Annotated in this window: 9 protein-coding genes; 5 read left to right on the top strand and 4 right to left on the bottom strand. The window is 37.4% G+C overall.

The features are described 5' to 3' along the window. Positions 1-514: 514 nt before the first annotated feature. Positions 515-2536: a methionine--tRNA ligase gene (metG, locus tag A9G07_RS04795; RefSeq protein ID WP_065734250.1), complete on the bottom strand. Its 2022-nt coding sequence runs from the start codon at positions 2534-2536 to the stop codon at positions 515-517. Between the two features lie 244 nt (positions 2537-2780). Here metG and apbC point away from each other — a divergent pair, with 244 nt between their 5' ends. Then, complete coding sequence (gene apbC / locus A9G07_RS04790; protein ID WP_065734249.1) at positions 2781-3848, top strand: iron-sulfur cluster carrier protein ApbC; 1068 nt, start codon at positions 2781-2783, stop codon at positions 3846-3848. 63 nt (positions 3849-3911) lie between these two features. Here the strand turns inward: apbC and A9G07_RS04785 are convergent, their stop codons facing one another. Next, positions 3912-4265 (bottom strand): DMT family protein, encoded by a 354-nt coding sequence (locus A9G07_RS04785; protein ID WP_065734248.1) that lies wholly within the window; start codon positions 4263-4265, stop codon positions 3912-3914. A gap of 170 nt (positions 4266-4435) precedes the next feature. Here A9G07_RS04785 and A9G07_RS04780 point away from each other — a divergent pair, with 170 nt between their 5' ends. Beyond that, entirely contained in the window at positions 4436-5599 is a 1164-nt protein-coding gene (locus tag A9G07_RS04780; RefSeq protein WP_065734247.1) for a sugar transporter, read from the top strand. 21 nt (positions 5600-5620) lie between these two features. On the opposite strand, the gene A9G07_RS04775 is transcribed toward A9G07_RS04780, so the two are convergent. Continuing rightward, positions 5621-7519, bottom strand: a complete 1899-nt coding sequence (locus A9G07_RS04775) for an ABC transporter ATP-binding protein (protein ID WP_065734246.1) — start codon at positions 7517-7519, stop codon at positions 5621-5623. A gap of 183 nt (positions 7520-7702) precedes the next feature. Between A9G07_RS04775 and A9G07_RS04770 the strand changes: the two genes are divergently transcribed. Continuing rightward, entirely contained in the window at positions 7703-9859 is a 2157-nt protein-coding gene (locus A9G07_RS04770; protein ID WP_065734245.1) for a MerC domain-containing protein, read from the top strand. 41 nt (positions 9860-9900) lie between these two features. Here the strand turns inward: A9G07_RS04770 and glyA are convergent, their stop codons facing one another. Further along, positions 9901-11157: a serine hydroxymethyltransferase gene (gene glyA, locus A9G07_RS04765; RefSeq protein WP_065562266.1), complete on the bottom strand. Its 1257-nt coding sequence runs from the start codon at positions 11155-11157 to the stop codon at positions 9901-9903. Between the two features lie 291 nt (positions 11158-11448). Here glyA and A9G07_RS04760 point away from each other — a divergent pair, with 291 nt between their 5' ends. Together A9G07_RS04760 and A9G07_RS04755 are read left to right on the top strand one after the other, a co-directional pair. Further along, positions 11449-11856, top strand: coding sequence for a DUF1218 domain-containing protein (locus tag A9G07_RS04760; protein WP_065734244.1), 408 nt, complete (start codon positions 11449-11451; stop codon positions 11854-11856). Between the two features lie 233 nt (positions 11857-12089). Beyond that, positions 12090-13016, top strand: coding sequence for a TIGR01212 family radical SAM protein (locus A9G07_RS04755; protein WP_065562268.1), 927 nt, complete (start codon positions 12090-12092; stop codon positions 13014-13016). The last annotated feature ends 107 nt before the right edge of the window (positions 13017-13123 follow it).

The following is a 13123-nucleotide window of genomic DNA, read 5'->3' as shown; positions in this document are numbered from 1 at the left end:
TTAAACCCCAAAAACCCCGCTCCTCAACTTTTTTGATTGAAAAACAGAGTTTCTAAAAAGCGCCATAGTTAGAGCGGAATTACTTATTTGAGACAATATTTCAAAGCAGAATTTAGAACCTTAAAAACCCCGCTCCTCAACTTTTTTTGATAGAAAAACACAGCTACTAAAAAGCGCCACAGTTTAAAGCGGAATTATTTATTTGAGACAATATTTCAAAACAAAATTTTGAACCCCAAAAACCCCGCTCCTCAACTTTTTTTGATGGAAAAACACAGCTACTAAAAAGCGCCACAGTTAAAGCGGAATTATTTATTTGGGACAATATTTCAAAACAGAATTTAGAACCCCAAAAACCCCACTCCTCAACTTTTTTTTGATATAAAACACCACAAAAGCCTTTCAAGTTGAGAGTTGGGTTGTTTATGCTGGGAGCCAATTTTACAATGCCAATATTATCCTAAATACATCTTAACAAGCATTTAACTTGTTAAGATGTCGATAATTTAGAGGATTACGAAATTCGCATACCCGGTTTTGCCCCGCTATCTGGTGATAATAGGTAAACACCTTCACTATCATCTTTACCGCTTGCACAAAGTACCATGCCTTCTGAGATACCAAAGCGCATTTTACGCGGCGCTAAGTTAGCGATCATTATGGTTAGTTTACCGACTAAAACCGCAGGATCAGGATAGAACTGTTTGATGCCGGAAAATACGTTGCGAGTTTCATCACCAATATCCAGTGTTAACTGCAATAATTTATCCGACCCTTCAACCACCGTGGCATTTTTAATTAACGCAACACGCATATCAACTTTGGCAAAGTCATCAAAATTGATAGTATCAGCAATAGGTTCTGCCACTTTTTCTTTGGCTGGTGTTGCTAAAGCGGTTTTGGTTTCTTCAATCATAGCAGTAATTTTATCCATATCTATACGGTTAAACAGGGCTTTGAATTGGTTGATCGTGTGCCCAGTTAATGGTTTATCAATCGTGTCCCAGGTTAATTGGCTGTTTAAAAACGCCTCACTGCGCTCCGCTAATGACGGCACGACTGGTTTTAAATAGGTCATTAAAATGCGGAATAGATGAATACCCATAGAACAAATATCTTGTAATGCTTGATCTTGTCCCTCTTGTTTAGCCACCACCCATGGCGCTTTTTCATCGATATAGCGATTCGCTTCATCAGCCAATGCCATAATTTCACGAATCGCTTTACCGGATTCACGTTGTTCAAAATAATCAGCGATGACTTTTGATTTTTCAACGAATAAAGCATAAAGTTCCGGCTCTACAAGATTGTCGGATAATTTACCGCCAAAACGTTTACTGATAAAACCAGCCGAACGGGAAGCAATATTCACCACTTTGTTAACTAAATCACTATTCACCCGTTGCACAAAATCTTCTAAATTTAAATCGATATCATCGATATGTGGCGAGAGTTTGGCTGCATAATAGTAACGCAAACAATCCGGATCTAAATGTTTCAAATAGGTACTTGCTTGAATAAAGGTACCACGTGATTTCGACATCTTCGCCCCGTCGACAGTGACATAGCCATGCACAAAAATATTAGAAGGTTTTCGATGTTCGCTACCGTCTAACATTGCCGGCCAAAACAGGCTATGGAAGTAGACAATATCTTTACCAATAAAATGATAAAGTTCAGTGGTTGAATCTTTATTCCAAAACTGATCAAAAATCGGTTTATTGTGTTTATTACAGTAATTGAGGAAAGACCCCATATAACCGATTGGCGCATCTAACCAAACATAAAAATATTTGCCGGGTGCATCGGGAATTTCAAAACCAAAATATGGCGCATCACGACTGATATCCCATGGTTGTAGGCCTGCTTCAAACCACTCTTGCATTTTGTTAGCCACCTGATCTTGCAATGTTCCTGATCGGATCCACGCTTGTAACATATCTGAAAACGCTGGCAAGTCAAAAAAGAAGTGCTCTGAATCTTTCATGATCGGCGTTGCACCCGATACCACTGATTGCGGATTAATTAAATCAATCGGATTATAAGTTGCACCACAAACTTCACAGTTATCGCCATATTGGTCTGGTGATTTACAGCGAGGGCAAGTCCCTTTAACAAAACGATCCGGTAAAAACATCTTTTTTTCGGGATCGAATAGTTGTGATATTACTTTGGTTTTAATATAGCCATTAGCCTTTAATCGTTTATAGATCTTTTCAGATATTTCCCGATTTTCAGGGCTATGGGTTGAGTGGTAATTATCGTAACTAATATTGAAACCGGCAAAATCACGTTGATGCTCAATTTTAACTTCATCTATCATTTGTTCTGGGGTGATGCCTAATTGCTGTGCTTTAAGCATAATTGGCGTACCATGAGCATCATCAGCGCAAATAAAATAGATCTCATTGCCACGCATACGTTGATAGCGTACCCATACATCTGCTTGAATATGTTCGAGCATATGACCTAAGTGAATTGCACCATTTGCATAAGGAAGCGCACAAGTTACCAATATTTTGCGTTGAGTTGTCATATTGAATTAATACCTTTTATTACATAATGGCGGAAATAGTACATCAATCGTGGGATTATCGCCAGATTTATGCCATAATTTGATAAAAATTCTTTATATACTTTGAGCGATATTGTGCTGGGAATGGATATCATTCTATCAGAAAGAGGGAGCACTCTTATCAAGTTAAAACAATATCGATAATCATATCTATTTGAAGCAATATGAGTATAAAACTTGTTGATAACAGTTAAGGCTAATAACCATGGAAGCAAAAAAAATTCTAGAGAATTTTACTCATCCCACTTTATCCAAAAATTTGATTGAGCTTGGTGCAATTACTCAATGTGAACAGGCTAACCAAGAACTGCTAATTAGCTTAGTGATGCCTTTTGCTTGGCAAACTGGCTTTGAAGACCTGAAAACAACCGTGACACCTCAGTTACTTAAGTTGGATGGGGTTGAAAATGTTAATTGGAAGATTAACTATAATATTGCGACGTTAAAGCGGGCGAATAATAATCATCCTATCAATAATGTTAAAAATATTATTGCGGTAAGTTCGGGCAAAGGTGGAGTTGGTAAATCATCAACCACGGTTAATTTAGCTTTAGCATTACAAAAGCAAGGGGCTAAAGTGGGGATTTTAGATGCGGATATTTATGGTCCTTCTATTCCTACCATGCTCGGCACCGAAAAAGAGCAACCAGTAACACCGGATAATAAACATATGTCACCAATTATGGCCTATGGTCTTGCGAGTAATTCTATTGGTTATTTGGTTGAGCCTGATAATGCTATGGTGTGGCGTGGACCGATGGCAAGTAAAGCATTGTGTCAGATTTTGGAAGATACGCTTTGGCCTGAACTGGATTATTTGATTATGGATATGCCACCTGGAACAGGAGATATTCAATTAACTTTAGCCCAAAATATCCCGGTTACTGCTGCTGTGATTGTGACCACACCACAAGATATTGCTTTAATTGATGCCCAAAAAGGGATTGTGATGTTTAATAAGGTTAACATCCCTACCCTTGGTATTATCGAAAATATGAGTTATCACATTTGTGAAAATTGTGGGCATCACGAAGCGATTTTTGGTGAGGAGGGGGCTAAGCATTTGGCTGAAAAATATCATACGAAATTACTGGGTCAGATTCCTCTTCACCGTTTATTACGTCAAGATTTAGATTCCGGCAAGCCGACGGTTATTAGTCATCCTGATAGTGAGTTTACCCAGCTATATTGTCATATTGCCGCACAAGTTGCTAGTCAGCTTTATTGGCAAGGTGAAACCATTTTACCGGATATTTCATTTAAGGCGTTATAGTCGAAATGATATTGGTTGTTAGGCGTTAACAACCAATATCATCATGCGTGCTGTAGATTGGTTTTATGCTAAAATTTTATCTTTAAACATAAAAAAAACTGCACCAAGTAGACATAGCCCCGCCCAGATGTAATCAGTTTTGAATGGTTCTTTTAATATGTAAATTGAAAACGGAATAAATACAGATAGGCTAATCACTTCTTGAATAATTTTCAATTGCCCCGCACTGGCGACTTGAAAGCCGATACGGTTTGCAGGTACTTGTAGCAAATACTCAAATAATGCTATCCCCCAACTAACCAATACAGCCACAATCCAAGCTTGATTATGCAAAAAGCGTAAATGCCCATACCAAGCAAAAGTCATAAAAATATTACTACAGGTTAATAGACAAACTGTGATAAGAATTTGATTCATGATAGTTAATCGAAGAATGATTTAGGTGGTAATATTATAATCCATTAAAGCAGTACTGTGGTTAAATGATTTAATTTGATCTTATTATTTATTTGTTTTCTCTGTTTAATCGTAAAACATATTCAGCTATAATCACGCTATTAAATATCAATCCCTTCTTAAAACTAATCATGAGAAAAGTTAACCACCGGTCTCGAATCTGGTCATCGATCTTTTGCCTTGCTTTTGCTGCATTTATATTTAATACAACAGAATTTGTACCGGTTGGGTTGCTACCCAATATTGCCGAAAGTTTTTCGATGGATGTTGCTCATGCTGGGTTGTTATTAACGATTTATGCTTGGGCTGTATCGTTGTTGTCTTTGCCGTTAACGGTTTTAACGTCAAGGATGGATCGCCGAAAACTTTTGATTTTTCTGTTTTGTTTGTTTATTGGTAGCCATATCCTTGCTGGCTTTGCTTGGAGTTTTTACAGTTTAATGGTTGCGAGGATTGGTATTGCCTGCGCTCATGCGGTGTTTTGGGCTATTACGACGCCTTTAGCGGTTCGGTTAGCGCCAAATGGTAAAAAAGCTAAAGCCATGGGCTTTATTGTGGTTGGTACTTCAATGGCAACTGTTTTAGGTATTCCAATTGGAACCATGATTGGGCAACTGGTTGGCTGGCGAGTAACTTTTTTATGCATCGGTTTTATTGCTTTTTGTGTCATGTTATCGCTGCTCTACTTGTTACCTTCTGTACCAAGTTTGAACAAGATTTTAGTCAAAGATATTCCTAAAGTTCTTAAACGCCCTGTATTGCTAAATATTTATTTGTTAACGGCAATTATGATTACTGGTCATTTTACGGCTTATACTTATATTACGCCGTTTATGATTAATGTTGGCGGTTTTGATGAGCACGTGATAGTTAACTTGTTATTAGCCGTTGGTTTTTCAGGGATGATTGGTAGCGTTATTTTTGCTAGGTATGCTGATGCTCACCCTGTTGCGATATTTGTTGTTCCTGCACTACTATTAATAATCTGTCTATTATCGCTTTATGTTTGTTCGTTCAGCCTTATTACCGCAATATTACAAGGGATGGTCTGGGGGCTTTCGATTACCGTTATTAGTATGGTGATGCAAAGTAAAGTGATTGATGCAGCACCTGATGCTGCCGATATTGCAACTTCGGTTTATTCCGGTATTTATAATATCGGTATTGGTGGAGGCGCTTTTGTGGGTAGCCAAGTATTAGTCTATTTGTCTACCCATTACATTGGCTTTGTCGGTGCTATTTTTGTGATTTTGACACTTCTGCTTTTTTACTTTATTTCAAGAAAGACTTGGTAAATTAGCGCTCATAGTGAGCGCTTATTGTGTTAATGCTTCTAATTGTTCCCAACGTTCGAACACGGCTTCAAGTTCCGCTTCTTTATCGGCTAAAGATTGTAATATTGGGCTGGTGACTTCATGCGGTTGATTGAAGAAGTCACTATGGCCAATTTGTGCTTGTAAATCAGCAATCGCTGTTTCAAGTTCTTCAATTTTATTGGGTAACTGTGCCAATTCACGTTGTTCGTTATAGCTTAATTTTACCTTCTTTTTTTCCGTTTTTGCTGGGTCATTTTTAACCGATTCATGACTTTTGCTATTAGTAACTTGTGCACTCATTGATTGTGCTTGCTGTTGTAATGCGTCAGTGTAACCACCAGCATATATTCCAATTCGCCCTTGATCTTCAAAAAACCAACATTGAGTCACCACGTTATCAACAAATTGTCTGTCGTGGCTAACGAGTAAAACCGTTCCTTGATAATCATTAACCAATTCTTCTAATAACTCTAACGTTTCAATATCAAGATCATTGGTTGGTTCGTCAAGTACTAATAAGTTACTTGGTTTCAAAAAGAGTTTTGCGAGTAATAGACGATTGCGCTCTCCACCAGATAGTGCTCGTACTGGGGTTCTAGCGCGTTTTGGCGGAAAGAGGAAATCTTGTAAATAGCCAAGCACATGTCTTAAACGACCATTTACCATCACTTCTTGCTTACCTTCTGCAAGGTTATCCATAACAGTTTTTTCGGGATCGAGTTCTAGTCGATACTGGTCAAAGTAAGCAACTTCGAGTTTGGTTCCACAGTGCACACTTCCTGATGTTGGTGCTAGGCTGCCTAACATTAGTTTTAATAATGTCGTTTTACCAATACCGTTCGGTCCAATTAAAGCGATCTTATCGCCTCGTAATACTTGCACGGAAAAGTCATTAACCAGTCGTTTATCTTCAATTTGATAAGTAACATTTTCCAGCTCGAATACAATTTTTCCTGAACGTAATGCTTCTTCAATTTGCATTTTAGCGCTACCCATAACTTGGCGACGCTGTGAGTATTCTTGCCTCATGGCTTTTAGTGCTCGAACGCGTCCTTCATTACGTGTTCGACGGGCCTTGATTCCTTGGCGGATCCAGACTTCTTCTTGTGCTAATTTTTTATCAAATTCCGCATTTTGCAGCTCTTCGACGCGTAATGCCTCTTCTTTACCAAGCAAATAACTATCATAATTGCCACCCCAAGAGGCGACTTTACCGCGATCCAAATCGATAATCCGAGTCGCCATCTGCCGAATAAAAGATCGGTCATGCGATATAAACACAATGCTACCATTAAAGCTTTTTAAGAACTCTTCGAGCCATTTAATGGTTTCGATATCTAAATGGTTGGTTGGCTCGTCTAGTAATAGAACTGAAGGTTGGCAAACGAGTGCTTTTGCCAACGCCGCTTTACGTAGCCAACCACCTGATAATGATGATAATAAGGCGTCGCCATCTAACGATAGTGAAGAAATAACATTACGAATACGATTATCCAGTTGCCAACCGTTTTGGTGATCAAGCTGTTCTTGCATTTTAGCTAACTTAGATAGATTACTTTCACTTGGATCCGTTTCAACCAAATGTGATAATGCATAATAATCTTTCAATAATTGAGCTTGTTCTTTTAATCCTTCAGCTACAAAGTCAAAAACATTACCTTGAATATCTCGAGGCGGATCTTGTTGTAATCGAGAGACAACAACGTTACTTTCATAAACGATCTGCCCCTCATCCAATGGGATTTCTTTGTTAAGTACTTTTAGCAGTGTTGATTTACCTGCACCGTTACGACCAACAAGACAGACTCGTTCATTGATTTCAATCGACATATCAATATGGTCAAGTAGTGGTGCATCACTAAATGACAGATAAGCATTGGTAAGATTTATTAATGACATATTTTTTATTTGGATATTAAATAATAAGGCGTTATTCTATCATAAAGTTGCAATTGGCAATCAATTATCAAAGATATATTACAGCTCTTAAATATGAGCATTCCTTTTCTCTTCTAAAAATAAATACTGCTATACTTATTAATAAATTGAATAAATTAATAATATTTTAGTATGGAGGTGATTATGAGTCATACTTGGACATTTCAGCGTGTTGGTGGTTTAGATCAAGTCGTTTTAAAAAATGCCAATGACATTATCAATTTGCCCAATTTAGATCCAAAATTATGGGTTGCACTAAGTTGCCCGACTACCGGTTTAGATTTTGATCAAAGAACATTAGAGTTATTAGATTCTGATAAAGATGGACGCATCCGTATTCCTGATATTTTAGATGCGATTAGTTGGGTAAAAGATAAAATCGTCTCTTTCGATACTATTATTCAATCATCCGAAACTTTGTCGTTATCACAAATTGATGATTCAACCGAGCAAGGTAAAAAATTATTAGTTACAGCGCATAGTATTTTGGCCAATTTAAATAAAAGCCAAGCCGATTATTTGACTCAAGATGATGTCCAACAATCACTAAAAATTAATGCCAGCAAGCTCTACAATGGTGATTTGATTTTTCCACCTTCTGCTGAGTTATCGCCTGAAATGCAAAGCTTTATTCAAACAGCCATTAAGACTACTGGCGGGCAAAAAGATATGAGTGGGCAAGATGGGATAAATCTGGAAATAGCCCAAACTTTTGTTAAAAATCTAAAAAGCTGGCAAGCGTGGCAAACTAATATCAGCAATACCCAAACACCTTTTGGGGAAAATCGCTCAGAAATATGGAAATTAGTTCAAGAGCTCAAACCAAAAATTGATGATTATTTTCTTCGTGTTGAATTAGCTCAATATGCGCCTCAAGCACAAACGGCATTAAATGTTGATGAGAAATATATTGTCCCTTCTCAAAATGGATTACTTTCAGATGAAGCGCTTTCTGAACTGCCTTTATCTAAGATTGATACTAATAATTCATTGGATCTCGTTAATGGGCTTAATCCACTTTGGAAAAGTAAAATCACTCGATTTAGGGCTTTAGTGGCTTCTCACTTATCCGATCCAAATCATTTAACACAACAAGAGTGGCAAAATATTCAAACTAGTCTTGATGCCTACGCGACATTAATTAGTTCTAAACCCGATATAGAGCAGTTGAGTGTTGCAACTAAACCAACGGCGAGTATTGAGGATATTCCTGCCGATCAGATCACTCATTTTATCAATGATAATTTATTAGATGAATTTGAGAAAATGGTCGAACAAGATAATAAAACGCCTATTTCAGCTTCGGATGTTTTTGTGTTAGAAAAGTTAGTACTTTTTCAAAAACATCTTTATCGTTTATTGATTAACTTTGCTTCATTTGCCGAGTTCTTCTCACTTGACCATTATGCCGCTTTTCAATTAGGCAAGCTTTATATTGATGGTCGCTGTGCTACGCTTTGTGTTGCCGTTGAAAACATCGCTAAACATTCAACAATGGCAAATTATTCAGAGCTATGTTTGCTGTATTGTGAATGTACAAGGCTAGGTCAAAAACAGACGATTGTCGCTGCCATAACCGCCGGACAAGGTGATTTATTAATGGAAGGCCGTAATGGGGTGTTTATTGATAATGCTGGTAATGATTGGGATGCTAATGTGGTCAAAATGATTAGTAAGCCAATTAGTATTCAACAAGCAATTTGGGCACCTTATCAACGTATTGGTCGATTAATCACGGAACAGATCAATAAATGGGCAAGCAATAAAGACGCAGATATTGAAAAGACCAGTACCCAAGCTGTGCAAAGTCCAGAAAATAAATTTGATATTGGTAAGAGTGTTGGCATATTTGCTGCGATTGGCTTAGCAATAGGCGCGATTGGTACTGCACTTGCTACTATTTTTCAGGCTATTTTTTCTCTTTCTTGGTGGCAATTTCCATTGGTGATTTTAGGTTTATTCTTAATTATATCTGGGCCATCAGTCATTTTAGCTTGGTTAAAATTAAGAAGAAGAACACTAGGTCCATTGCTCGAAGCTTCAGGTTGGGCAATCAATGGGCAAGTAAAAATCAATTTACTCCTTGGTGGGCTACTGACCAGTAAGGCCGAATTACCAGCCAATGCTAAACGAAACTTAAGTGATCCTTTAAGAAAACGTAATAAAAAAGCACGGATAATATTTTGGTCAGCTATCTTAGTTGGTGTATTACTTGTTGGCAGTGCAGTATGGTTTAAAGATGATATTGCCAATTATGTTAAGCAGCAACAACAAATGACTCAAAAAACAACGCAAAACTAATATTTTATAATAATTTCGCCGACATAACGTCGGCGAGAATATTAATGTTGATAAACAGGTAATCGATGACAAATTGCCAAAACTTTTTGTTTAACTGCTTGAATCGCTTGTTCATCATCAATGTTATCTAATACATCACAAATCCAGTTGGCTAATTCACGAGATTCTTCTTCTTTAAAACCTCGACGAGTTATGGCTGGTGTACCAATTCGAACGCCAGATGTCACAAATGGACTTTGTGGATCATTAGGTACGCTATTTTTATTGACGGTGATATTAGCACTACCTAAAGCGGCATCAGCCTCTTTACCGGTTATCTTTTTATCAACCAAATCAATTAAGAATAAATGATTTTTTGTTTCGCCAGACACGACTTTGTAGCCACGTTTGATAATTACATCAACCATCGCCTGAGCATTTTTAACAACTTGTTTTTGATATTCTTGATATGCTGGTTCCATCGCCTCTTTTAATGCAACTGCTTTGGCAGCAATGACATGCATTAATGGACCACCCTGTGCGCCAGGGAATACAGCTGAATTTAATTTTTTATAAAGTTCTTCACTGCCACCTTTGGCCAAAATAAGTCCACCACGAGGTCCGCCAAGCGTTTTGTGCGTTGTGGTTGTCACTACATGTGCAAATGGCACAGGATTTGGATAAACCCCTGCTGCTACTAAGCCGGCCACGTGTGCCATGTCTACAAATAAGAAAGCGCCTACACTATCAGCAATCTCACGCATACGCTTCCAATCAACCACGCCTGAGTAAGCTGAAAAACCACCGATGATCATTTTCGGTTTTGACTCTAAGGCCGTTTTCGCTAATTGGTCATAATCAATATGTCCAGTTTCGTCAACGCCATAAGCAACCACATTATAGAGTTTACCGGAAAAACTAACTGGTGAACCATGAGTTAAATGACCACCTTGCGACAAATTCATACCTAACACAGTATCGCCTGGTTTTAACAATGCCATATAAACGGCAAAATTCGCTTGTGATCCTGAATGTGGTTGTACATTGGCATAATCTGCACCAAATAACGCTTTGGCTCGTTCAATCGCTAATTGCTCAACAATATCAACATATTCACAACCGCCATAATAACGCTTACCTGGATAGCCTTCAGCATATTTGTTAGTTAATTGAGTACCCTGTGCCTGCATCACTCTTGGACTGGTATAGTTTTCGGAGGCAATTAATTCGAGATGATCTTCTTGACGTTGCTCTTCACCCTTAATGGCGTCCCATAATTCCTTATCATAATCGGCAATAGTCATTTCTTTACTAAACATATTGACTCCTTGTTTTTTGATTACATTGACTTTTTGACTTAATTATTGTTTTCAAGTATGGAAAACAGCATAACGAATATCCTTACTTAATCAGCCAACGATTTCAATCCTTTTTTTGAATTATAAAAAATATTTATAGTAAAGCAGAAGATCGCAATTATTGTTTTTTAGCCAGTTAATAAAAAATCAAACGACTTGTAAAAGTATCAGGACTAGACAAAAAAACGCTTTTTTTTTAATTAAATTTTTTGAATAATATTGGAAATTTGTCTTACCGAGTCTATTAACGCTATGAAAACGATTTGCCGCATAATAAGTTTTATTATTTGTATTTTATTCAGTCAGATAGCTACTGCCTCTTTCCAAAATCTCTGTTTGCTAACCGGGACATTATTAGAAGATCCACAACACGGTATTTTTTCTATTGGCGAAGGCGAACAGGAACATGAAAAAAGTGTATTTGATATCAAGGTGTTAATTACCAAATCGGAAAAGAGGGGGCGCGCAGATCATGGTTGTTTTTTACCCAATGATAAACCTTACGAGTTAGAAGTAGGATTAGAAAAAGCCTTTCAATTACGCAATTATAAAAAAGGTGATCAGGTCGAATTAATACAATATGAAAGAGATATCCAAGATTGGAAAGATGATAGTAAGGTAGAAACTGAAACATCTTATTTTCTAGGTACAGAAAAATAAAAAGATTAGATTACTCGTATAATTTTCTCAGTATTAAGCTTTGAAAATATTGCGATTCTAAAAATCATCAATAAAACTTATTACGGCATAATATGTTACACCATAGTGTTCGTTTCAAAACATCTTAAAGAAAAGCCGACTAAAGTTACGTCAATTGTATATAAAAATTTATCATCGGTTGAATTTAACTCATTCGCTTCGTAAAATAGGCAAAATTTTATTTTTGGCTGATTATGCAACTTCATTTAGTGGTCAATACGTTTGGTGCTGACCTGCAACGCCGTTATGGCGAAAAAATCTATAAACTCACCTTACATGGCGGTTTTAGCTGTCCTAATCGGGACGGAACTATCGGTGTAGGCGGTTGCACCTTTTGTAATGTCGCATCGATTATCGATGAGTCGATTCAAGTCAAAACCATTTCACAGCAACTTGCCCAACAGGCGCATCAGATGAAAAAATCTAAGCGCTATCTTGCTTATTTTCAGGCTTATACCAGTACTTATGCCGAAGTCGAAATACTCAAAAATATGTATGAAGAAGCACTTAATAATGCCGATATTGTTGGACTTTGTGTTGGTACTCGCCCTGATTGTGTGCCGGATGAAGCGCTCGATTTACTTGCCAGTTATCATGCTAAAGGCTTTGAAGTTTGGCTGGAGCTTGGCTTACAAACCGCTCATGATAAAACCTTACACAGTATTAATCGTGGACATACGTTCGATGTTTATCATCAAACCGTTCAAAAGGCGCGTAGACTTGGTATAAAAGTTTGTACTCACTTAATTATTGGTCTACCTAAAGAAACTAAGCAAGATAATTTAATTACGCTAGATTGTGTTTTAAATAGCGGTGTTGATGGTTTAAAACTACATCCACTACATATTGTAGAAGGTAGTATTATGGCTAAAGCATGGCGTGCAGGTCGGCTTGATGTATTGTCCTTAGAGCAGTATGTCGATATTGCTGGTGATATTATTCGGCAAACCCCTGCCAATATTTTATACCACCGTATCTCCGCCAATGCCCGCAAACCCACCCTACTTGCCCCTGATTGGTGCGAAAACCATTGGCAATCGATGAATGCGGTTGATAATAATTTACGCCAATTTGGTGCGCAAGGTAGTGCAATTAATGACACTTATCGCTTTGAGTTATAATATTGCTATAGCTTAACTTTGCTATCAATCATTTAGTTGCAACTTGCTATAATTTTAATTATCTAAAAAGTGTAGATAAAACAGGATTCAATCATAGTAGATAAGGA

The sequence above is a fragment of the Gilliamella sp. wkB72 genome, assembly GCF_001693745.1.
GTDB lineage: Bacteria > Pseudomonadota > Gammaproteobacteria > Enterobacterales > Orbaceae > Gilliamella > Gilliamella apicola_E.
Note: the sequence above shows the minus strand (reverse complement) of the source record. Positions and strands in the feature narration are given on the sequence as shown.